Origin of the sequence: Dyadobacter sp. BE31, from assembly GCF_031457695.1 — a bacterium.
Classification (GTDB): domain Bacteria; phylum Bacteroidota; class Bacteroidia; order Cytophagales; family Spirosomataceae; genus Dyadobacter.
The window spans coordinates 334,725-355,503 of the sequence record NZ_JAVDXA010000008.1 but is presented as its reverse complement, the minus strand read 5'-3'; the positions used below and the strand labels follow the sequence as shown (position 1 = coordinate 355,503).

The window sequence follows — 20,779 nt, the reverse complement described above, 5'->3', positions numbered from 1 at the left end:
AACCTTCGCACTATCTAATGCGTTTAATACCAGCTTTTCAAACAGAATCCAAACCTTTATGGCAATCAACAGAGCCTGGTCATTTGTCTTCGTTTATTGGGTCGTTCTCAATTTCGCTGCATGCAGAGACAAAATCCCCGACACACATACAACAATTCAGGGTGTAGTAATCGACCAGGATGGGCGTGTGATTAAAAACGCCGGTATAAATATGTATGGCAGTGAACAGCGTGGATTAAAGCAGGCAACTGTTTTCAATGTGACTGTATTTACTGATGCAAACGGCTCGTATAAGGTTAGCCAGCTACTACCGAAGACGACTGATGCGATAGATATTAGGCCCGTATCATCCGATTCAGTTTCGCTAGACAGGTATCTACCATACATAGATTTGAAGATTGACGGGAATTACATTCCAATAACCTCGACTTACACCCTCCCCAAAGAGACTTGGGGAACTACTTTACCCCTCAACTTTAAATTCCAGAAAAAATGAAACAAGGTTTAGCCTTCCTAACTTCTTTCGTTTCATCTACTTTACCAACAACCTTTCGACGAGAGTTTATTTGCGGTTCTAAAAATAGTACTTGCCTACTCTAAATTACTAAGTCTGCTTATCTGCCGCGTTAACCCCCGCAAAAACCAGCGAAGTGCAATTGCCCCCAAACCCAAAGGAGTTGGAAAGCACGTAATTCAGTTTGTAGTTGCCTCTCCATTGTGAAACCGGCGCATTTTCCGCGCCATTGATAGGCTCCGCTACGTTCAAACTTGGAAAAAGCTCCGAGTTGACAATCCCTAAAATGCTGAAAATAGCCTCGACAGCTCCGGCAGCACCCAGCGTATGCCCGGTAAAGGCCTTGGTAGAACTATAAGGAGGCATTACCCCGAATAACTGCCCCATTCCGAAAAACTCGACCTGATCGTTGTTCTGCGTGCCGGTACCGTGCGCATTGACGTACCCGATCTGCGCGGTTTCGATCCCTGCCGAGGCGATCGCCTCACGCATGCAGCGGATCGCGCCCGTAGCTTCATCGGACATCGCCGAGGGGTGATGCGCATCGTTTGCATTGCCGAACCCCGCTACTTCCGCATATACCTTCTTTCCTGCGGCCAGCTCTTCGGCTTCCAGCACCAGGTAAGCAGCGCCTTCGCCCAGGTTCAGGCCATCGCGGTTCACGTCGAATGGCTTACAAGGCGATTCCGAAAGTATTTTCAACGCATTAAACCCATTGACCGTGTATTTGGCCAGGCTATCGACCCCACCCACGATCGCCCGTTTCACACGCCCCGAGCGGATCAGCCGCGCGCCGAGCATAATGGCGTTGGCAGACGAGGAACAGGCGGTATTGATTGTATCGGTGAAGCCTTTGATACGGTACCGCTGGATAAGCTTCAATGTATGCGCTGAGCAGCCATAGGATTCGAGGTATTCAGAGCCCTGTGACTTGTGGTTGGCATCCTCATAAAGCTGGTCGGTCAGGCACATGCCGCCTACTGTGCTGGCGGATATCAATGCGGTGTCCAGCGATGAAAGCTGACCTGGCGTCAATGCGGCATCGGCAACGGCCTCTGAGAAAGCCTTGTCGGCCAGCAGGCACGTGCGCGTGTAACCTGTGGCGGCTTCGAGTTGCCGCGATGCTTTGAGCTCCCCGTTGCTGAGCTTCACCTCGCCGAAAGGCAGCTGCGAGGCGTACAACGATTCGAAAAAAGCAACATTACCGATCCCGGAGCGCCCCGCGCGCAAGCTCTCATGATTCTCCCGCACATTGTTGCCAATGGCCGAAATCATGCCCATACCAGTGACCAACACCCTTCCCATCGAAAATTAAGCGGCTTTTGTGTGCGCGAGAATGTACTCGGCCATGTGGTTTACATCGACCAGGATCTTGCGTCCCTCGGCCGGATTATTGATTTTGATACCATACTCCCTTTCGAGCAGCACCACCAGTTCGAGCGAGTCGATCGAGTCCAGGCCCAGATCGCCGCCAAAAAGCGGTTCGTCGTCTTTGATGTCGGCAGGGTTAATGTCGAGCAGGTTCAAGTACTGTACAATTTGCCCTTTCAGAATGGGCTTCAAGCTTTCTATGTCCATATTGATTTGTTAATCACTTAATGTAATCGCCGGTTACAGCCTGCTTACCGGCCGGGGGAATTTCAAACTTAAATAATTCTTTCCAACCGCAACTTAAAATATGTGCCCAATTGGCAAAACACTATAAAAATGCCCAGAAAAGCGAACACCGTCCGCAGGTCCTGCCAGCTGCCGCCTTTAAGGAACAATACGTAAAAGCCTTCCAGGCACCAATGCAATGGCGAAAAGTTGCTGAAAAACTGCATAAAACCCGGCATCACGAAGGTAGGCACCAAAATACCTCCTATCGCCCCGAAAATGATGATGGATATGGCGCCAAACCCGTTGGCTTGCTGCTCGGTTTTAGCAAATGCGCCGATCATTAAAGCATAACTCACAGCCGCCATACTGCTGATGAAAATCACGGCGATAGTCGCGATGATATTATCGGGTACGCTCAGTTTGGGCAAACCCAGTTTGGGCAAAATCCACACGCCCATCGAGAATGTGAGCGCTACCTGCAATGCCGCTACCACCACATAAACCGCCATTTTACTAAACATCACCACCATAAACGTGGTAGGCATCGTTTTCAAACGTAGGAAACTGCCATTAATGCGCTCTTTCACAATGTTGCTGCCCAGGGAGACCACCATGAAAAACATGGCAAAAATGGTCCAGGCAGGCACATTATGCTGCGTAGAATTGGGAATGGCCGTCGAGTTATTGTTGCGCGCGACGATCTGGTCGATGCCTACGCGGTTGGAAATCATCTTGTCTTTCAGCTTCCCAGAGCGTTCGGCGATGTCCATGTTGGCATACATGCGGTCGATCATCAGCGAGTTTTCGATCACGCTCATATAGGACTGGATCACGCTCATGACCGAGTAGCTGTAATTTTCCTGCAAAACCGGGTCGTTGTAAAAAGATAGTTTGGGCATTGACACCTTCTGGTGCCTGGTCGTGTCGCGGTCCAGGCCCAGGTCATCCATCAGGATCGTGCTCACATCTTCGGCGTTACTTTCCAGCCCTGCTGAAAAAGAGGCCGGAATGTACAATGCTATCATTTTACCCCTTGACAACAATTCCGACTTTAACGATTCCTGCCGAATCGCGTTCTGCGAGTCGATCTTGAAAAGTCCGGATTTAGTGAGCAGCTCCACAAGTTTGTTACCCTCTTTACCGTTGTCATGGTTGACCACCAAAAGCGGAATCTGGTTCTCGTTCACCATTTTATAGGCGCTATCCTGAATAATGGTAATGATAAAAACCAGCAGCAACGGCATCAGAAACATTAGAGCCAGCCCCACTTTATCGTTGATCAGCAGCAGCAGTTCTTTGCGTAATGATGCGAATAATTTAAACATAGGCTTAATCGCGGTACTCTTCGCCGGTCAGGTTGATGAACAATGTTTGCAGGCTGATTGCATCGTGCATGGTTTTCAAATGCTGCAAGCCACCGGCTGCAATAACCCTTCCGTGATCGATCAGCGCGATGTTTTTGCAAAACTCCTCCGCTTCCGACATATGGTGCGAAGTGTAAACGATCGTCGTTCCGGCTTGATTGATCTGCTGTAAATAGCGGATAATCGCGTTGCGGCTCTGCACGTCCACGCCAACGGTCGGCTCGTCGAGAAAAAGGATATCCGGCTCATGGATAATGCCGATCGCCAGGTTCACGCGCCGCTTCATTCCACCCGAAAACGTGCCAACCTTTCTGTCAGCTGCTTTTTCAAGGCCCAATACTTCCAGCAAATGCTCACGACGCATTTCCAGCTTCTTTTTGGGAAGGTTGTACATCGCCCCGAAATAATCCAGATTCTGGCGCGGGGTCAGCTCCTGATAGAAAGCATATTCCTGGGGGACAAAACCAATGCGGCTTTTTCTTTCAGCATTTGAATAAGGCGCGCCATTATTAAAAAACTGCACCTTGCCGGAAGAAACGGGGATAATCCCGCAGAGAATCGAGATCAGCGTCGTCTTACCTGCCCCATTCGGGCCCAGCAGTCCAAATACGTCCGACTGCATAATGTCCAGCGAAACATCGGACAAGCTATCTTCCTGGGAGGATTTATAACGCTTACACACGTCCCTGATCGCAATACACACCTGACCCGTCCTATCCATCCGCACTTATTTACCCAGTTTCAGGCTGGAAAGCTTTTCAAACGCCTCTTTTTCCACCAAACGGATTTCCAGCATCATATCGGCAATTTCTTCGAAGTCTTTCTGTTCGGTCAGGCGGCCTTTGTATACCCCCGCCATTTTAATGGCGCTGGCACGCCACATATCGCCGGCTTTGGTAAAATCTTCCGAAACATTGGCTACGCGGTCGTCCTGCAAATAAGCGGCCGCCTCTTCCAGGAAAGCCCCGTAAAGGAAACGGAAGCCGCCGCCGCCCGTGCCGATTTCCTCCTGCATACGCACGATTTGCCCCAAATAAAGGCTGGCCTTGCGTAGACCGAGCTTGTCACGCCATTTACGGACGTGGTTGGAAGTGTGCCGGATACCATTCACCCCCGCAAAATTACCCGGAATGCTGAGCATATCCCGCACATTACGGCGAATGCCCGACACGATGCCCTTGCGGATCATGTCCTGGGTAATGGGTTTTATTTTCTCAGGAAAGTATATATGTCCCTTGGGCGCCAGCGGGCCTTGCGCAAACCGTACGCGCGAGAGCTCTTCTTTGGAAAGAGAGGTCACATCTTCCATAACCGGGTCGCTTACCAGGTAGCGGCCATTTTCTTCTCCGAAAACAATCAGGTTATGCGCGTTGAAATGAAAGCGATACTCTTTGGGAAAATAGGTGAGGTGAAAAACACCCACCTGGCAGCCTACCGGCATACCTTCCCTTACTTTCTTATCCAGAAATGCTTCCGCGGCAGCCGGATTGGAGAATTTCTTACGGGTAACCTCCACGCCAAGCGACTTGCAGGTGCGTTTAAAGATCGCCCCCGGCATGGTCCGGAATGAGATCGCCGGGCCGTTATTGACCGTCAGAAAAGGTATTTGTATATAAAACAGACCCGAGCCCATACCGAATGCCAGAGGCTCGGTCATGAAATCAAGGCCGTGGTAGCGCAGTAGTGCCGTCGTAACCCCGTTTTCGCAATGGGCCGTTTGTATGTGATGGAATTCATCCGTTTGACTGTCAATATTCACTGTATCAACCTTTAAAATTTTTCAACTCGTCCACAGTGATATCGAAAGCCCTGGCATATTTTTCCAGTTTCCGCTCGCTGAGACCTTTAAAAACGGATGGTTTGAAATGTCGTTTGATAAAAAACGGGAAGATGCCCGTGTAACCCGACAGGACCGGCAAATCCATCAGGCGAAGTTCCATAAAATAGTATACCGGGCTTTTCTCACCACTGGCCACCGCCCTGCGCGCCTGTTCCACCCGCTCGTTGACCTCTTCCCAGGCGCTATCCAGCGCCTGTTTTTTCACATCCCAGCCCTTGCTCAACGCGGTTTCGTATTTACCGTCCTCGTTTTTAACGTAGCATACTTCCCGGGTAAACTTATCGAGCGCGCCGGGGTCTTGCGGCAGGTCTTCCTTTTTCATGGATATGGGCAGCTTTTGTATGGTTTCAGCACACGGTGAGCAGGCAGAACATGTACGAGAAGCGCGAGCTCTCCGGTACGGCCAGCAATATTTTCTCGCCCTTTTTCAAAGCCCCGCTATTGAACACCTCTTCGAGCATCATGTAAATAGACGCCGCTCCTACGTTGCCTTTCGTCACCAGGTTGGTATACCATTTCTCTTTGGGAATGGGCATACCGTTTTCATTGAAAAATTCGTCGATCTTGCCCTCGAAGAAATAGCTCGACAAATGCGGCAGGAAATAGCTCACATCCTCGATCGTCACTCCTTTTTTGACAAGAATATCTTTGAGTTTGGCAAAACCCAATTTAACAATTTTTTCACCTAATAGCTTCACATCCTGCTTGATACTCAAAACAGAACGTTCCTTTATTTCTTCGGCTGTAAAATCCTTATAGCTTTTCAATGTGCCGTCTTCGAGCTTGTCGGCGCCCATGTACATACACGCCTCCACTTCGTTGGCATACGAGCAGCCTTCGATCCAGTCTATTTTCAGCGAGATTCCTTCCTGGTTCGGAGCCGATTCTACCAAGAATGCCCCGGCGCCGTCAGAAAGCATCCAGCGCAAAAAATCTTTTTCAAATGCCAGGAAAGGATTTTTTTCCAGGCGGGTGAGCTGCTGGACTTCATCTTCGAACTGGTCTGAGCGCAGCACAGTCGACAGCCGCTCAGAAGCGCAGGCTACCGCCTTCTGCTTCTCACCTAGTTTCACGGCCATGTAGGCATATTTGAATGCGTGCATGCCCGCGCAGCACACGCCCGAAGGTGACACCACTTCGATCGACGCAGCCTCGGGCAGGTAACCGTGCACCATAGAGCCGTGCGAAGGCATCAGCTGGTCGGGGCTGGACGTGGCGCAGCTCAGCAAATCCATTTCGCCGATTTCCGCCGGCGCGTTTTTGAATAGGCCCTTAATAGCCAAAGAGGCCATTTCCGCGTTGGTGTGCGTGGGCGTTCCGTCTTTGCGCAAGGCATAATACCGGTTTTTGATACCGTTATTGCGCAAAACAATGGCCTTTGATTTGGAAGGTTTTCCGTTGATGTATCCTAAGTATTCTTCCATTTCCTCATTGGAAACGGACTCATTCGGTAAAAACTTGGCAATCCTGGTAATATATGCTTCTGACATTATGATTTGGTTTCTACACCACAAAAGTATTCTTTTTTCTTCTTAATCGCATTGGCGGCGAATGGGGCGATCAGTAACCGGTAAACCGTCACCAGCACAGGCGCCACCATAAAAAGGGCCACCAGCAGGTAGTATTTGAAAAAACCAACCAGCCTTTTCCGCTTTTCAGGCGTGGTACCCTTTGTTTTGATCAGCTTTGCCCAGATCCTGAACAGCTTCTTGGCCCGCCCTTCGATAAAAAGAATATCAGTGGGTATGTTAATAAGGCCGGTGGCCATGATTTCTTTCTGTAAACCGGCGTACTCCCGGTTATCGTACGCGTTCTTAACGATCGCTCCAAAACGGGAGGCGCCTTCGATGTCTTCGTCGCTTACGCCTGGCTTGGGGAAAATGCCCCACTTGCGGTCTTTACGGCCGGTAAGCATCCAGTGCAAAATGGTTACGGCGCTGACAAGGTTCGAAACGCGGTCCATCAGCGGGATATTTCCTACCAGCTTCCCGCCCGCCTCGGCAATCAGCTTCTTAATACTTTCCTGCGAGTTGAGCCACATATTCCGCCCGCCGATCACCGTCACGATGGGCGTCTCCTTAACCCTGGCTTTAAAGCCAGGGTTCTTAAGCAGCGCCGTGATAGGCAGCGATGGCGACAAAAACCACGGCTGGTAACCCAACACGATCAAATCGTAACGTTCGGCACCGAAATGCAGTGGTTTAAGCTCGATCGTGTCTTCCTGCACGCATTCGGGCATTTTATCGAAAAACTCGTCCGAGGTCCAGGGAAACACAAAAGGCTTTGCCGGGAAAATCTCTAATCGCTCTACTGTTTCAGGCTGGAACGGAATCAGGAATTGATCGATAATTTCATTCAACTGACCTGACTGAGAGTAGTTTACGACTAGTATATTTTTCATTGATCCGCAAAAATCCTGTTAATGCATTGCTATTTGAGATCCGATTCTTTCAACACCTTCGAATCCTTCGCATAATCGGCGATGACGTTTTTAAGATCGGCGTCGAGCTTGCCATAGCCCGAAACGACGGCCTGTTTATCGGCATCTATTTCCTTGTTGTATTTCAAAATCCCTGGCGCGTGCTCCTGTACGGTCAACCGCAGGAAGCGGAACTCTGTGTTTCCAGGGTTGCTTTTAATCTCGTCTTCGAGCAGGCTAGCTCCCTTCTTAAAGGTCTTGACCTTTCCCCCAACCCCTTTGACAAAACCTGCCTTTTTCATCGTCATCGCGCCTTTGTAAGCATTTACTTTCGATGACGACTTTTCGGTTTCCAGCTTGGCGAGCACCTTATCGATCGACGCTTCCTCTCCGCTTGACAATGCTTTGTAATAAACTCCCTTGTCGATCTGCGCCTGGGCCGTGAGCGTCACCGCAAGCAGAACAAGGCAAACCGCTACCATTCGCTTCATAACAATCAATATTTACGTATTCCGGATCTAAAAGGATCGGGCATCAAGCCTTTTTCCTGCATTCCAGAATCGTATGATAACTGTCGCCAATCAGCGGATAAGTGTTAACCACCTCAAACCCAGCCTGGCATACCAGCTCTTTCATCACGCCGATCCTGTACATTTTGCTATTGCCATTGGCCATGATGGTGAAATACAAAGATGTCGCCACCAGGCTATAATGTGCAGCAGGATAATTCTGGTTATCAAAAAATGGTTCCAGAATGTACAAAGTGGTGTTCTCGGAAGCTGCCTGGAAGGCATTTTCCAATATCGCGACGATCTGCTCTTTTGAAAAACAATCCAGAAACTGGCTCATCCAGATCACATCGGCGCCTTGCGGAATTTTCTGGGTGGTATCCAGCAGGTTGATCGCGTGGAAATCGATCCGGTCGAGCAGGCCCCGCTCGGTAGCATTCGCGCGCGCCACATTGAGCTGCACCGGCAGATCGAGTATTTTAATCCTCACATCCGCGTCATGATCGCAGCATGCAAACGACCATTTCCCCGTGTTCCCACCGATATCGAAAAGCATTTTAGGCTTTTTCGCAAACACGATTTTCAGCGCGTCGGGGAATGCATTGTCCGAATAATAATGGTCGAACTCGAACCAGGAAGTTTTGGCAGGCTCAGGCAAAATCGAGAGTCCTTCGTAGATCGTCGGCCAATTGCCCAGTTCTTTCAGGCCTTCGGGCTTGCCGTTCACGATACTCTCAGTCATGTGGCTTGCACCCAGGTAGCACACGTCTTTCATGAAATTCATGTTCACCCGCGTCATTTCGTCCTTCAAGAGAAAGAAACCTATTTTACTGATCCTGACAATATCATGCTCTATTTCCACCACGCCCAGAATTTCCGCTGCTTCCAGCAAAAGCGTCACACCGTATTCGGAGACATTCACATTTTCGATAATGTTGGCAATGCTTACTCCCTTGCGGTTTTCGCTGATGTACTGCAAAATGCCCAGGTCCCTGAGGGCCACCACCGACTGGAAGTACATCGGGCCAAACGCGATCTTCTGTGCTTCATACTTGGCTTCAATAGCCGACAATTCTTTTTTCATTGTACGCTTTAATTGTTCCCTGATTGTTCGGAAGAGGGTATCATCCGATCCTTGTATCTCCTTCTGTACTTTGCTTTTTTCAGATCTTCTTCATGCCAGACAATGTACTTGCCCATCGTGCCGCGGAAGCGTTTGAAAAAACCTTCCTTATCCGACAGCTTCACGAAGCCTTCCTTCACGATGGCATTACTGTGGTCGGTTTTCGGCTCGTAAACATTCAATGTTTTCACCGTATCGATCACCGTCGGCAGCAAGCCTACCGGAAGCTCATACTTTTTGATGAACTTTCTCATATAGCTCGTCTGTATGGGATCGGTGGAAAGCGCAATTTTCGAAAAGCCGTGGTCTTTTGCAAGGCGGTAGGAATAATATACGTTCTCAGTGCTGTGCTGAGCCTTTTCTTCGGTAAACAAATGCTCCCGCGGAACGCCCAGCGCCTCGGCATAGTTGGCCATCACCCGGCTTTCGATATAGGGGGTTGCCACCGCGCCGCCCGAAAAGATGATGTTTTTGGTATAACCTTTCGAGTAAAGGTAATGAGCCCAGTGAATGCGGAGTTGCAGCACCATGTCCCACTTTCCGCCGTTGTAGGGAAAGCCCGGAACGATAACCGCGTCATAGGGAGCTTCCTTGGCCCCTTTCGTGAAAGCCTTTGCCGCCGAACGGTAGAGCATTTTACCGCAGCTGGTAAATAGCAGACACAGGAGCACCAGGAAAAACGAGTTGGCTATGCGCACGATAACGGGTTAACGGTTTTTAAACAGTAAGCTGTGAACGTTCACCAGACTCAGGCAAACAGATCACAGCTTACGAAAGAATGATATGGTATCGGTAACTAATCTGAGCTTTAAAAATAAGCAAATCTATTTACTTTTTAAGCTTTGAAGGATTTGCTCCATTTTTTGTAGAGGCTTTTGTCGATCTCCTGGTTGATCTTGTAAACCCCGCCAGCCCAATAGTTGCGGAAGCCGAAACCACCCGCCTTACCTTCTACTTTTTCGGTGTGAATCACCTTCTTAGTCGCCAGATCGATGAAAGTCACCCAGGCTACCAGCTTCTCTGCGTTTTTGTTGAGGCTTTCCACCACATAAACGATGCCGACACCATCCTTTTCGCTTAGCGAATATTTGGCAACGGATTTCTTTACCTGGTCTTCGGTAATGCTGTACTCCTCGTCGGTAATGTTCTTCTCTACGTTCACCGATTTGTTCAAAGTCACCATGTCCTCCACTTTCGACTTGTACTGGTCGTCTTTGAGGTTGAATGCTTTTTGAAGGGAGAATTTCTTGGGTTCGAGCTCGATCAGGTTGTTCCAGCTTACGATATGCTGGTTTTGGATCGCCTGCGCATCGGTGAAGCCTACTTTACCAATGTATTTGGCCTGCGTAAAATCAAGTCCCAGGAAAACCAGCTTGGTTTTACCGGCCAGAAGGTCGGCCATGGTGTTGTCTGCTTTCACCACGGCGGCATTAAACAACACAAATGCGATCAGTAATAACTTTTTCATAACTCTGAGTAATTAGGAACGGTTAGTTTATTTCAGTTTTTTATCCAGAAACGCCGCCAGGGATTTGCCCGCTTTCGCATAAGATTCGGCAATGCGGACACCGGTATCGAAGTCGAAACCACCGAACTGGCCGCCTGGTACATTTCTCATTCCAATTTCAGCAACTTTATTGGATTTGTTGGCTGATTCGACTAGGTCTATTTCAAAATCGACATAGGCATTCTTGCGCATCACCCCCACATTGAAACCGGGCTCAATGAATTTGGTTTTTACAATGAAGGTATACTGCGCGTCCGGGCGGGCGGTAACGGCCGTCAGGCCCTTGTCTGCCAAGCCCTTGTTGAACAGCTCTTCGAACTTAGGCTCATAGCGTGCCTTACGGTCTTCCACCCAGGCCTTTTTCCACGCGTCGCCTTTACCGGCTTCCTTGGCATTATACTCAGCCGATTTTTTATCGAGATACTCCTGCTCGGTGGCAAATTTACCGACTCCAAACTCTGAATAATCGTAGACAACGTTAACGGTTTTCTGGCCCGACAATACGCTTACATCACCGGAACGCAGATCGACGCGTTGGGCGAGGGGTGCATCTGCGGCGAGGAACGAAATCGCTATTGCTGACGCGTAAATGAACTTTTTCATGATCGTATTTTTATTTTTATGGTAACAGAGGGGTCAAATATAGATCAATTTTTCAGGTTTGCGTTTCTCCTGTTTGTAGATCCGGAAAGTTAGTTCTTCAGCGGTTACGAAAGTTAATGCGGGTGATACACGGAGCCTGGATTTGAACAGCGAATGCATCGTTTCCTTGAATGCCGAGGTCTGCAACTGCATCGGCAGCACGACGGTAATCTCATCGTTTCCGAACTCGTTTTTAGATACGACCACCTGGTACAAATCGATTTCCTTCACCGCATCCAGCACGTCAAATAATGCTGGCGGGAAGATGGTCGTCCCTTTGAACTTGATCATTTGCTGCTTGCGCCCGACGACCGGCCCCAGCCGCGGGCTGGGGCGCCCACACGCGCAAGGCTGGTAATACACGTTGCAAAGATCGCCTGTCTTGTAGCGCAGCAGCGGCATACCTTCTACCCCCAGCGTGGTCACCACTACTTCGCCGAGCTCACCGTCGGGTACTGCATTGCCTTCATCGTCGACCACTTCCAGGATCAACAGGCCCGGATTCAGGTGCCCGCCCTTGCCTTCACCGCATTCGGTAAACGCAGCGCCCATTTCCGTAGAAGCGTAGGTCGAATACAATTTCACATCCCACTGCGAGGTAATGCGCTTACCCAGCTCGTTCAATGAGAAATCGGGATTACGGATCGGCTCACCGATGCAGATAATGGATTTAATGCTCGATGCCGCAAAATCGATACCGTTGGCAACCGCGTAGTCGATCAGTCTTGGAATAAATGAAGGAATGGCGATGATCACCGTGGGCGAAAACCGCTGGATCGACTCCCATTGCAGAAACGGCGCTCCCGGGCCTACGCGGATCATGCCTGCGCCCATTTTGCGCGCCCCCATCCAGTATGCGAGGCCAGCCATAAAACGGCGGTCGATCGTGGTCATGAGCTGGTAAATGTCGTTTTCGGTGCCACCCGCGCAGCGGAACGATTCGGACTCGTTGGTCGCCAGCCGTTCCACGTCCGAATCGGTCAGGTAAAATGCCACCGGATCGCTGAGCGTGCCGGAAGTCGTCACAAAATCGGTAATGCGGCTTTTGGGCACGCACAGAAAGTCGTCGTTGTATTGCGCCAGCTCGTCTTTGGTTGTAAAGGGCAGCTGAGCCAGGTCGGCCACCGTTTTAATCGCATCGACGTTGATATTGTGCTCGCGAAATATCCGCTTGTAGTAGTTGGAGTAGTTGGAAACGTGCAACAAAAGCTGCTGCAAGGCGGGCTGCTGTACTTGGGGACTCATGGCAATCAAGGGTTGGTATGGAAAATCTCAATCTGCGCGACGGGCATCAATGCTTGCCCTTTTTGCTTTCGGCTATCCGTTCCCGGATTGATTTCTCCTCGTTCAACGAAGAAACTTCATGTTTCAAAGCCTGCTCGTAATAGCCGATCGCTTTGCTGAAATCACCTTTCTTCTGATGATACTCTCCAAGGAAAAAATACGGGAGGTAGCTCTGCGCATTATTGGCGATGAATGCCTGCTCATCCCGTGGCGTCAACGAAAGCGGCGCGTCCAGCATCACATATTTAGTGATTTTCTGTCTCACTGATTTAAATGCCTCAAACTTTTTATAGTCTGCCGATTCCAGGAACGGATCGCGGTCGATATCCAGCGAATCAAACGATTGAAAATGACCTTTTTGCGCAAAAATCAGGTTTAAGTCATACCCCACGAATTCCCCCAGCTGATAAGGGGGCGCCGAAATCCAGAACTCTTTTCTGGCAGGTTTGAAAACAATGCCATGGTGCGCGATAAGCTGGTTGAGCAGCTTGGAATTGCCATAACCGATGAATTTGTCATCGACCCCCTTCTGATCGCGCAGAATGCCTGCGGCCTGGCTCACATCCATCGGGTAGGATCGCCCCATAAGCTGGTTCATCCGGTCGAAACGCGCTTTCGAGTCGGTATCCTTAATGTTATTGATATTCACCGAATCCTTGATGAATGCATTGCTCTGGTAATGGTTCGCGCAAACAAGCGCGTCCTTACCTGAGTCGTATACATCCATTTTCTGGGGCGATTTTTCGATAATCACCGCCTTATCGTCTGCTGCCGACCCGATCAGCAGCGATTCGGAAACGAATGTCTGGCTTCTCGCCGCGATTTTGCGCGCTTCCTCTATGGTACCGGCATATTGCAGAATTTCCCTAGCCAAAATGGAAATAGGTTCTTTGGCTGCGAATGGAATGTCGGATTTGGAAGCATTTAGCGTAACGGTAATGCCCTTTTCATTAATCCCGGAAACCACCCCTGTAAGCCCCGCCCACGCGTACGAGGCGAATTTGTAGCCCTTATCAGGGTTCATAAACACGATGAGCTTGTCTTCGGCAAATGCATCGCCCATGTAAAAGTCAAAGTTCCTTGCAATGAGCAGTGTAGAGTCTTTGGTGAGCGAATGGTTGACAGCAAACGAGGTACAGCCCACCATATTCAAATCGGTGAGCGCGTGGCCGATGTCGTGCGCGGCGTGATAGTTGAGAATGCGGTAGTATTTAGGGCCGATGTAGTTGAACTGGTCGGAAAACGACTGCGAAACTCCGTAGATCTCCTGCTGGTTTTCCTGGGGAATGTATTTGTAAATATCGCGGTTAAACCAGCCTACAAAACCTTTCAGCACTTGCAGGAACATCGCGCTCGGGATCATTTCCTTGATTTGGCCCACGAAATGTACCTCCTGCTTTTCCATCAGCTCTTCGGCCAGGATGCCGTAAATAAGCCCACGTTCGTACGGCGCGCCTTCCAGGTACATTTCCCAAATGCCGTGCTTGTTCTTCCGCAGCCAGTTGTTGCCAACGCGGTAGTGGTTCTCCCCCACCTTCTCACGTTTGTAACTTTGAACAGTTTTAGTACTTTCAAGCTCCGGCTTGGGCACGCGGATACGCCAGATGAACAATCCGAATAATATCCCGACGATCAGAAGGAAAATGGAAAATGCTTTGAGCGCGGAACGCAGGACTTTGTTTTTAGGCCACATAAAATCAGCAGACGGGCGCATACTATGGCGCCGCATCTGATATCAAAATTAGCAATAAATGGGTATCGTTTCTATAAAAACCATTTCACCGGTATCTAAACTGGGGCTTTGGCGTATGTCGGAACCCTCGGAGGATTTGCTGGGTATGCTCGATCTACCCGCCTCCGAAACGGCGGTGCTGGAAGGCATTTCCAAAGAGAAGCGAAAACAGGAATGGCTGGCTTGCAGGGTGTTGTTAAGGGAAATGGCGGGAATAGATGCCCTGATAGGCTATGACGCGGAGCGCAAGCCGCACATTGCCGGGTCGGATACTGAAATTTCGATGTCGCATTCGGGCGAGTATGTGTGCGTGTACCTGCGCGGGGGCAAGTCGGTGGGTGTTGATATCCAGCAAATGAAACCGTCTATTTCAAAGGGTGCATTCTATTTTTTGAACGAGCAGGAGCTTGGATGGGCCGATCTGGGTAACAATGTGCAAATGCATCTGATGTGGTCAGCGAAGGAAACGGTATTCAAGTATGCCGGCGACGCATCCATCGACCTGAAAAAACATATCATCATTCATGCGTTTTCCGGCAACCAAAACGGGAGATTTAAAGTTAACCTGCAAAAAGGTGATCTGCCGGAAACGATACAGATCCAATTTGATACATTTGAGGATTACGTACTGACCTGGACCCTTTAACAAGCCCAAAATCAACCACCTTAACCCGTTATGCATCGTTTCTTTACGCTCGTACTTGTATTGTTGGCCACCCGGCTTTTCGCACAGACACCCGCCCTGTCGTCCAGCGAAATCTTTCAAAACATTAAAAAACTCGATGTACTGGGCTCTGTGCTCTACATTGCAGCCCACCCCGACGATGAGAATACGCTGATGCTCTCCTATTTATCCAAGGATCAGCTCGTGCGCACGGGCTATCTCTCACTTACCCGCGGCGACGGCGGCCAGAACCTGATCGGTTCCGAACAGGGGTATAATATCGGCGTGATCCGCACGCAGGAACTGCTGGCGGCCCGGCGCGTGGATGGCGCCCAACAGTTCTTTTCCCGGGCATATGATTTCGGGTTTTCCAAAACCCGCGATGAAACGCTCAACTTTTGGGACCGCGACAAGGTGCTCGGCGATGTGGTGTGGATGATCCGCAAATTCCAGCCCGACGTGATCATTACCCGCTTCCCGCCCGATCCGCGCGCGGGCCATGGCCACCACCAAACCTCGGCATACCTGGCCGAAGAAGGTTTCAACCTCGCAGCCGACCCGAAAGCCTATCCCGATCAGCTGAAATTTGTCAAAACCTGGCAAACCAAACGCCTGGTTTGGAATACATTCACACCCGGCTTTACCAACAAAGCGCCCAGCGAAGAGAAAAACCCGTTCATTTCGATTGAAATCGGGGGTTATAACCCTGTTTTAGGCAAATCCTACACGGAAATAGCTGCATTGAGTCGCAGCCAGCACCGCAGTCAGGGCTTCGGCAGCGCTCCGCAGCGAGGCGATCGTATCGATTATTTCCTTCACAAAGTGGGCACACCTGCTCAGAAAGGCCTTTTTGACGGCATCGATGTGAGCTGGAAACGGGTGAAAGGAAGCGAGAAAGTGCATGCGCTCATTGCGGCGGCAATTAAGAATTATTCCGTGAACAAGCCTTCGGCCTCTGTGCCGGAGCTCTTGAAAATCAATGCAGAGCTAGATAAGCTGGACGCGGGCAATATCTATATCAAAACCAAAAAAGAGGAAGTCAAAGACCTGATCCAGCAATGTGTGGGGCTTTGGTTTGAAACAAATCCGAACGACTTTTCTGGCGTTGCCGGAGACGAAGCAAGCATTAACATTGGTATCGTCAAACGGTCGGATTATCCGGTGAAACTTGTTTCGCTGCGCTGGACGGGCAAGTCGGCCGACAGCGTTTTGAACCTTGCGTTGAATGCCAACGAAATGAATGCATTTTCTAAAAAAGCATTACTCCCGGCCAATTTAAAGATCAGCCAGCCCTACTGGCTCGAAAAACCGATCGAGCGCGGTATTTTCCAGATCGACAACCAGCAGGATATCGGATACCCGGAAAACCGTCCGGAGACCAAGACCAGCTACAAGTTCGAAATCGGCGGACAGCAGTTCGAATTTGAAAGACCATGGGTTTACAAGTCGGTCGATCCGGCAGAAGGCGAGATTTACCGGCCATTTGAAATCCGGCCGCTGGTGACCACCACCATTACCGAGCCTGTTTTCATATTCCCTTCCATGGAGGCAAAAACGGTGAACATCGTCGTGGAAGCGCAGCGCAGCAATGTGAAAGGCACATTGAAACCCCAGATCCCGGCAGGCTGGAAAGCCGTTCCCGAATCGGCGGAATTCAATCTGACCAACAAATACCAGCAGCAGTATTTCTCCTTCGTTGTTACGCCGCCCGCCGGTAATCAGGAGGCTGTGATCAAAGCAGTAGCGGTTGTGGACGGCAAGAATTATGATAAATCGGTTAAAACGATTGCCTACCAGCACATTCCCAGCCAGACGCTGTTCCCTGAATCGGCAGCCAAACTGGCGAAAATTGACGTGAAGATCGCTGCCAAAAACATAGGTTACATCGCCGGCGCGGGCGACGAAGTCCCTACTGCATTGCGGCAGATGGATTGCCAGGTGACCATGCTCAATGAGGCCGGTCTGGCCAAAGATCTGAATGCCTACGATGCGATCGTCGTGGGCGTACGTGCATACAACACGGAGGCGTATTTGAACAACTACCAGGCAAAACTGATGGATTATGTTAAAAACGGCGGCACTATGGTAGTCCAGTACACCATTCCTGGCGGGCAGAAGGTGAAGCAAATCGGCCCGTATAATATTGAATTAGGTCGTGAACGCGTGACCGAGGAAGATGCACAAATGCAATTCCTGCAACCGGACAGCCCCATTTTGAACTATCCTAATAAAATCACCCAGAAAGATTTCGATGGATGGATCCAGGAGCGCGGCCTGTATTTCGCCCAGGATTGGGATAAAAAGAATTACGCGGCGCTATTCTCAGCCCATGATAAGGACGAACCTGCCCGCGAAGGCAGTACGCTTTACGCCAAGTATGGCAAAGGGCACTACATCTACACCGGCCTCTCCTTCTTCCGCGAGCTCCCTGCGGGCGTCACAGGCGCATACCGTCTGTTTGCCAATATGATTTCGGTTGGCGGCAGCAAGTAGTGGACGTCGGTGGTCAAGTATGGTCAGGTGTGGTCAGGGATAGTCAAGAAATTGTCAGGGGTTGTCAGAAAGAGTATATACTTCTCAAATAACCCACACCTGACTACAAATGACTATTCCTGACAACAAATGACAATACCTCACTAGACATGACCCACTCCAACCCCGTCAGTTATTTAACGTTCTTACGCCTGTTCCGCTGAAAATCTTCAAGTACAAAGCCTCCTAGCCCCTGCAAGTTGCTGTAATAGGCGCGGCCATTGTTTACCTGCGTGAAATTCTGCACGAATTGTTTCAGGTAAGGGTCGGTCGCGATCATAAAGGTCGTTACCGGGATGTCGAGCCTGCGGCATTGCGCGGCTAACGTGAGCGTTTTGTTGATGATCTTGCGGTCAAGGCCAAAGCTATTTTTATAATAGCGGATACCTTCTTTGAGGCACGTGGGCTTACCATCGGTGATCATGAATATCTGCTTGTTGCGCGTCTTTTTGCGGCGCAAAATATCCATGGCCAGCTCCAAACCAGCCACCGTGTTGGTATGGTAAGGCCCTACTTCTAAATACGGCAGGTCTTTGAGCTGTATTTGCCAGGCGTCGTTTCCAAACACGATAATATCGAGCGAATCCTTGGGGTATTTGGTCCGGATCAGCTCTGCTAATGCCAATGCGACCTTTTTAGCGGGGGTAATGCGGTCTTCGCCGTAAAGAATCATCGAATGGCTGATATCGATCATCACCACGGTGGCAGTAGTGGTTTTCTGCTCGCGCTCGACTACTTCCAAATCGTTTTCCATCAGCATAAAATCACCGATCCCGTGATTTACCTGCGCGTTTTTGATCGATTCGGTCATCGAAATCTGGTCGAGCGTATCGCCGAACTGGAAATCGCGGATATCGCTTGTGAGCTCGTCGCCCGCGCCCAAATGCGGCGTGTGATGGTTACCGCCGGATTTTGACCTTTTCAGCTTACCGAAAATCTCGTCCAGCGCGCTCTTGCGAATACTTTTCTCTGCTTTGGGCGTCATAATGAGCTTGCTCTCCCCTTCCTGCTTCTCCTCGGTCACATAGCCCTTCTTTTTCAAATCTTCGAAAAAGTCGCCGATGCCGTAGGAGTCGTTGGTGAGGTTATACTGGCGATCGAGCTGGCTGAGCCACGACATGGCCTCGGAAACATCACCGGAAGTCATCAGCAGCAGCTGTTGAAAAATATCAAATAGCTGATCGAACTTGCTGTTGGGCCCTTGCTCGGGCGGAATGTATTTCGTGAAACGATGTCCTCGCATATGGGCAGGTATTTAAAACAGACGGCTACTTTCAAATGTAATCGAAAGTAGCCGTCAAGTCGTTAAAAAAATCGAATTATGCCTCTTCTGTGCAGAATTCTTCGAAAGCCATTTTCAGGTGTTCAGCGATCATCTGTGCTGAGCGGCCTTCGATGTGGTGACGCTCCACGAAATGGATCAGCTCACCGTCTTTGAACAGCGCTACGGCCGGCGAAGATGGCGGATAAGGCAAAGTGTACTCACGCATTTTAGCGGTAGCTTCAAGGTCAGCTCCTGCAAATACCGTTGCCAGGTGATCGGGCTTCACATCGCTGCCAGCCAGCGCCGCGCGCACACCCGGACGTGCAGCACCTGCCGCACAGCCACATACCGAATTGATCACTACCAAAGCAGTTCCTTTGGTATTTTGCATGAAGTTATCGACTTCCTCAGCGGTTGTCAGATCCTGAAAACCGGCGTTAGTCAGTTCGGCCTTCATCGGAGCCACTAATTGTGGTGGATACATATATGTTAATGTTTAAAAGTTATTGTTACTATCTTGTACTTCGGCTTTCGGCGGTCAGCCATCGGCTCTAAGAACATCGATAACCGAAGTTTATCATAAAAAAGCCGACGGCCGAAAGCCAAAAGCCGAAGTTCCTACATGAACCCCAGTTCAAGTTTTGCCTCTTCGGACATCATTTCGGTTGAATACGGCGGATCAAAAGTCAGCTCCACGCTTACGTCGTTGACGCCTTCCACTTCACGGATCTTCTGCTCTACTTCGCCGGGCAGTGTTCCTGCCGAAGGGCACGAGGGCGAGGTCAGCGTCATCGACACAAATACATTATTGATCGGAAACACTTTCAGATCATATATCAACCCGAGCTCGTAAACATCGACCGGTATTTCAGGGTCGTAAACCGTTTTAATAGCGCGGATCACTTCTTCTTTCAAATCTTCCTCTGACATCGCAAGGTCTATATTTATTGTTATGCATTGATTGATTTGGCCTGGAAAGCAAAGCCGTACGCTTTCATTTGTTTCAGCATCGCCGCCAGTCCATTCGACCGGGTTTGTGCCAAATGCTGGTGCAAACCGACTTTTTCCATAAAATACACATCGGCTTTGGCGATTTCCTCGGGTGTATGCCCCGAAAGCACCTTCACCAGCATGCTTACCAGCCCGCGAACGATAATCGCGTCGCTATCCGCCTCAAATTTCAAAAGGTCGCCGTCCATGTACGCATTCAGCCACACCCTCGACTGGCATCCTTTAATGATATTATCCTCGGTTTTGTACTGTTCTTCCAACGGCGGAAACTGCTTTCCGAGGTCGATAATGAACTCGTATTTGCTCTCCCAGTCATCAAACAATTCAAAATCCGAAATTAGTTCGTCCTGTGTTTCGTTTATGGTCATTGTGTAATTCTATTTTTAAGCCACTGCGGTGCGCGTTTCGACCCAGTTGATTAAAGCCTCTGCCTGCTTCAAGCCGTCCTTCGAGACACTTACGAGCTCAATGCCATCGTAAGCCATTGATAAATGCAGGATTTTATACACCGAGTTGAAAGCGGTCAGTGCCTTTTTGTCCACCTTGCTTAACTTTTCTTGATACCATTCCACACTCTTCCGGGTGTCTTTTTTTCCCAACAAGCCATCCAGAGCAACTAACACTCCTGAGTAGGCGGCATAGCCCGCAAGCTTCACATATTTAATATCATTATAATAAATTCCATCCTTTTTTGCCTTCTCGCTCAATATTTCTCTCGCATTGCTGAGATACCTTCTGGCTTCCTGTAATGTGTTTTCCATAATGCGTATATAGT

General features: G+C 49.7%; 23 protein-coding genes. 3 read left to right on the top strand and 20 right to left on the bottom strand.

Annotation, left to right across the window (positions count from 1 at the left end):
* Positions 1–58: 58 nt before the first annotated feature.
* The gene (locus J2Y43_RS31450; RefSeq protein ID WP_309992190.1) at positions 59–496 is read left to right on the top strand and encodes a carboxypeptidase-like regulatory domain-containing protein; all 438 of its coding nucleotides are present in this window, start codon (positions 59–61) and stop codon (positions 494–496) included.
* 108 nt (positions 497–604) lie between these two features.
* Here the strand turns inward: J2Y43_RS31450 and J2Y43_RS31445 are convergent, their stop codons facing one another.
* The 15 genes from J2Y43_RS31445 to J2Y43_RS31375 all read right to left on the bottom strand — a co-directional run bounded on the left by J2Y43_RS31445 (position 605) and on the right by J2Y43_RS31375 (position 14,530).
* The gene (locus tag J2Y43_RS31445; protein ID WP_309992187.1) at positions 605–1,819 is read right to left on the bottom strand and encodes a beta-ketoacyl-[acyl-carrier-protein] synthase family protein; all 1,215 of its coding nucleotides are present in this window, start codon (positions 1,817–1,819) and stop codon (positions 605–607) included.
* 6 nt (positions 1,820–1,825) lie between these two features.
* On the bottom strand, positions 1,826–2,092 hold the full coding sequence (locus tag J2Y43_RS31440) for a phosphopantetheine-binding protein (protein ID WP_106598059.1): 267 nt from the start codon (positions 2,090–2,092) through the stop codon (positions 1,826–1,828).
* A 68-nt stretch (positions 2,093–2,160) separates the two neighbouring features.
* Positions 2,161–3,438, bottom strand: coding sequence for an ABC transporter permease (locus tag J2Y43_RS31435; RefSeq protein WP_309992183.1), 1,278 nt, complete (start codon positions 3,436–3,438; stop codon positions 2,161–2,163).
* A 4-nt stretch (positions 3,439–3,442) separates the two neighbouring features.
* The gene (locus J2Y43_RS31430; protein ID WP_309992181.1) at positions 3,443–4,198 is read right to left on the bottom strand and encodes an ABC transporter ATP-binding protein; all 756 of its coding nucleotides are present in this window, start codon (positions 4,196–4,198) and stop codon (positions 3,443–3,445) included.
* A 6-nt stretch (positions 4,199–4,204) separates the two neighbouring features.
* Positions 4,205–5,236, bottom strand: a complete 1,032-nt coding sequence (locus J2Y43_RS31425) for a BtrH N-terminal domain-containing protein (protein ID WP_309992178.1) — start codon at positions 5,234–5,236, stop codon at positions 4,205–4,207.
* A 4-nt stretch (positions 5,237–5,240) separates the two neighbouring features.
* Positions 5,241–5,639 (bottom strand): hypothetical protein, encoded by a 399-nt coding sequence (locus tag J2Y43_RS31420; RefSeq protein ID WP_309992175.1) that lies wholly within the window; start codon positions 5,637–5,639, stop codon positions 5,241–5,243.
* Positions 5,640–5,664: 25 nt separating this feature from the next.
* Positions 5,665–6,807: a beta-ketoacyl-ACP synthase III gene (locus J2Y43_RS31415; RefSeq protein ID WP_309992172.1), complete on the bottom strand. Its 1,143-nt coding sequence runs from the start codon at positions 6,805–6,807 to the stop codon at positions 5,665–5,667.
* Positions 6,807–7,718: a hypothetical protein gene (locus J2Y43_RS31410; protein WP_309992169.1), complete on the bottom strand. Its 912-nt coding sequence runs from the start codon at positions 7,716–7,718 to the stop codon at positions 6,807–6,809. Before J2Y43_RS31410 ends, J2Y43_RS31415 begins: the two co-directional genes overlap by 1 nt.
* Positions 7,719–7,747: 29 nt before the next feature.
* Positions 7,748–8,227: a hypothetical protein gene (locus J2Y43_RS31405; protein ID WP_309992165.1), complete on the bottom strand. Its 480-nt coding sequence runs from the start codon at positions 8,225–8,227 to the stop codon at positions 7,748–7,750.
* A 43-nt stretch (positions 8,228–8,270) separates the two neighbouring features.
* Complete coding sequence (locus J2Y43_RS31400) at positions 8,271–9,329, bottom strand: methyltransferase (RefSeq protein ID WP_309992162.1); 1,059 nt, start codon at positions 9,327–9,329, stop codon at positions 8,271–8,273.
* 8 nt (positions 9,330–9,337) lie between these two features.
* Positions 9,338–10,066 carry a YdcF family protein gene (locus tag J2Y43_RS31395; RefSeq protein ID WP_309992159.1) on the bottom strand — a complete coding sequence of 243 codons (729 nt, stop codon included), beginning with the start codon at positions 10,064–10,066 and terminating at the stop codon, positions 9,338–9,340.
* Positions 10,067–10,203: 137 nt separating this feature from the next.
* Positions 10,204–10,836: a hypothetical protein gene (locus J2Y43_RS31390; RefSeq protein WP_223400443.1), complete on the bottom strand. Its 633-nt coding sequence runs from the start codon at positions 10,834–10,836 to the stop codon at positions 10,204–10,206.
* Positions 10,837–10,863: 27 nt separating this feature from the next.
* Positions 10,864–11,478 (bottom strand): hypothetical protein, encoded by a 615-nt coding sequence (locus tag J2Y43_RS31385; RefSeq protein WP_309992155.1) that lies wholly within the window; start codon positions 11,476–11,478, stop codon positions 10,864–10,866.
* A 33-nt stretch (positions 11,479–11,511) separates the two neighbouring features.
* Positions 11,512–12,762 carry an AMP-binding protein gene (locus J2Y43_RS31380; RefSeq protein ID WP_309992153.1) on the bottom strand — a complete coding sequence of 417 codons (1,251 nt, stop codon included), beginning with the start codon at positions 12,760–12,762 and terminating at the stop codon, positions 11,512–11,514.
* Between the two features lie 46 nt (positions 12,763–12,808).
* Complete coding sequence (locus tag J2Y43_RS31375) at positions 12,809–14,530, bottom strand: C45 family autoproteolytic acyltransferase/hydolase (RefSeq protein ID WP_309992151.1); 1,722 nt, start codon at positions 14,528–14,530, stop codon at positions 12,809–12,811.
* A 79-nt stretch (positions 14,531–14,609) separates the two neighbouring features.
* On the opposite strand from J2Y43_RS31375, the gene J2Y43_RS31370 reads away from it, so the two are divergent.
* Positions 14,610–15,179, top strand: coding sequence for a 4'-phosphopantetheinyl transferase superfamily protein (locus J2Y43_RS31370; protein WP_309992148.1), 570 nt, complete (start codon positions 14,610–14,612; stop codon positions 15,177–15,179).
* A 30-nt stretch (positions 15,180–15,209) separates the two neighbouring features.
* On the top strand, positions 15,210–17,690 hold the full coding sequence (locus J2Y43_RS31365) for a PIG-L family deacetylase (protein ID WP_309992145.1): 2,481 nt from the start codon (positions 15,210–15,212) through the stop codon (positions 17,688–17,690).
* 172 nt (positions 17,691–17,862) lie between these two features.
* Here J2Y43_RS31365 and J2Y43_RS31360 read toward each other — a convergent pair whose 3' ends face one another.
* The 5 genes from J2Y43_RS31360 to J2Y43_RS31340 form a co-directional block, all read right to left on the bottom strand.
* On the bottom strand, positions 17,863–18,972 hold the full coding sequence (locus tag J2Y43_RS31360; RefSeq protein ID WP_309992142.1) for a VWA domain-containing protein: 1,110 nt from the start codon (positions 18,970–18,972) through the stop codon (positions 17,863–17,865).
* Positions 18,973–19,048: 76 nt separating this feature from the next.
* On the bottom strand, positions 19,049–19,477 hold the full coding sequence (locus J2Y43_RS31355) for a BrxA/BrxB family bacilliredoxin (protein ID WP_090385338.1): 429 nt from the start codon (positions 19,475–19,477) through the stop codon (positions 19,049–19,051).
* Positions 19,478–19,611: 134 nt separating this feature from the next.
* Positions 19,612–19,923 (bottom strand): SUF system Fe-S cluster assembly protein, encoded by a 312-nt coding sequence (locus J2Y43_RS31350; RefSeq protein WP_019944321.1) that lies wholly within the window; start codon positions 19,921–19,923, stop codon positions 19,612–19,614.
* A 20-nt stretch (positions 19,924–19,943) separates the two neighbouring features.
* On the bottom strand, positions 19,944–20,372 hold the full coding sequence (locus J2Y43_RS31345; RefSeq protein WP_106598043.1) for a SufE family protein: 429 nt from the start codon (positions 20,370–20,372) through the stop codon (positions 19,944–19,946).
* Positions 20,373–20,387: 15 nt separating this feature from the next.
* Positions 20,388–20,765, bottom strand: a complete 378-nt coding sequence (locus J2Y43_RS31340; RefSeq protein WP_309992132.1) for a DUF5618 family protein — start codon at positions 20,763–20,765, stop codon at positions 20,388–20,390.
* Positions 20,766–20,779 lie beyond the last annotated feature (14 nt).

What these genes read in the sequence shown, in the direction of transcription:
- J2Y43_RS31450 (WP_309992190.1), top strand. Translation starts at nt 59, where the DNA reads ATGGCAATCAACAGAGCCTGGTCATTTGTCTTCGTTTATTGGGTCGTT.
- J2Y43_RS31345 (WP_106598043.1), bottom strand. Translation starts at nt 20,372, where the DNA reads ATGACCATAAACGAAACACAGGACGAACTAATTTCGGATTTTGAATTG.
- J2Y43_RS31400 (WP_309992162.1), bottom strand. Translation starts at nt 9,329, where the DNA reads ATGAAAAAAGAATTGTCGGCTATTGAAGCCAAGTATGAAGCACAGAAG.
- J2Y43_RS31355 (WP_090385338.1), bottom strand. Translation starts at nt 19,477, where the DNA reads ATGTATCCACCACAATTAGTGGCTCCGATGAAGGCCGAACTGACTAAC.
- J2Y43_RS31440 (WP_106598059.1), bottom strand. Translation starts at nt 2,092, where the DNA reads ATGGACATAGAAAGCTTGAAGCCCATTCTGAAAGGGCAAATTGTACAG.
- J2Y43_RS31420 (WP_309992175.1), bottom strand. Translation starts at nt 5,639, where the DNA reads ATGAAAAAGGAAGACCTGCCGCAAGACCCCGGCGCGCTCGATAAGTTT.
- J2Y43_RS31365 (WP_309992145.1), top strand. Translation starts at nt 15,210, where the DNA reads ATGCATCGTTTCTTTACGCTCGTACTTGTATTGTTGGCCACCCGGCTT.
- J2Y43_RS31340 (WP_309992132.1), bottom strand. Translation starts at nt 20,765, where the DNA reads ATGGAAAACACATTACAGGAAGCCAGAAGGTATCTCAGCAATGCGAGA.
- J2Y43_RS31385 (WP_309992155.1), bottom strand. Translation starts at nt 11,478, where the DNA reads ATGAAAAAGTTCATTTACGCGTCAGCAATAGCGATTTCGTTCCTCGCC.
- J2Y43_RS31410 (WP_309992169.1), bottom strand. Translation starts at nt 7,718, where the DNA reads ATGAAAAATATACTAGTCGTAAACTACTCTCAGTCAGGTCAGTTGAAT.
- J2Y43_RS31430 (WP_309992181.1), bottom strand. Translation starts at nt 4,198, where the DNA reads ATGGATAGGACGGGTCAGGTGTGTATTGCGATCAGGGACGTGTGTAAG.
- J2Y43_RS31370 (WP_309992148.1), top strand. Translation starts at nt 14,610, where the DNA reads ATGTCGGAACCCTCGGAGGATTTGCTGGGTATGCTCGATCTACCCGCC.
- J2Y43_RS31380 (WP_309992153.1), bottom strand. Translation starts at nt 12,762, where the DNA reads ATGAGTCCCCAAGTACAGCAGCCCGCCTTGCAGCAGCTTTTGTTGCAC.
- J2Y43_RS31415 (WP_309992172.1), bottom strand. Translation starts at nt 6,807, where the DNA reads ATGTCAGAAGCATATATTACCAGGATTGCCAAGTTTTTACCGAATGAG.
- J2Y43_RS31360 (WP_309992142.1), bottom strand. Translation starts at nt 18,972, where the DNA reads ATGCGAGGACATCGTTTCACGAAATACATTCCGCCCGAGCAAGGGCCC.
- J2Y43_RS31350 (WP_019944321.1), bottom strand. Translation starts at nt 19,923, where the DNA reads ATGTCAGAGGAAGATTTGAAAGAAGAAGTGATCCGCGCTATTAAAACG.
- J2Y43_RS31405 (WP_309992165.1), bottom strand. Translation starts at nt 8,227, where the DNA reads ATGAAGCGAATGGTAGCGGTTTGCCTTGTTCTGCTTGCGGTGACGCTC.
- J2Y43_RS31390 (WP_223400443.1), bottom strand. Translation starts at nt 10,836, where the DNA reads ATGAAAAAGTTATTACTGATCGCATTTGTGTTGTTTAATGCCGCCGTG.
- J2Y43_RS31375 (WP_309992151.1), bottom strand. Translation starts at nt 14,530, where the DNA reads ATGCGGCGCCATAGTATGCGCCCGTCTGCTGATTTTATGTGGCCTAAA.
- J2Y43_RS31435 (WP_309992183.1), bottom strand. Translation starts at nt 3,438, where the DNA reads ATGTTTAAATTATTCGCATCATTACGCAAAGAACTGCTGCTGCTGATC.
- J2Y43_RS31445 (WP_309992187.1), bottom strand. Translation starts at nt 1,819, where the DNA reads ATGGGAAGGGTGTTGGTCACTGGTATGGGCATGATTTCGGCCATTGGC.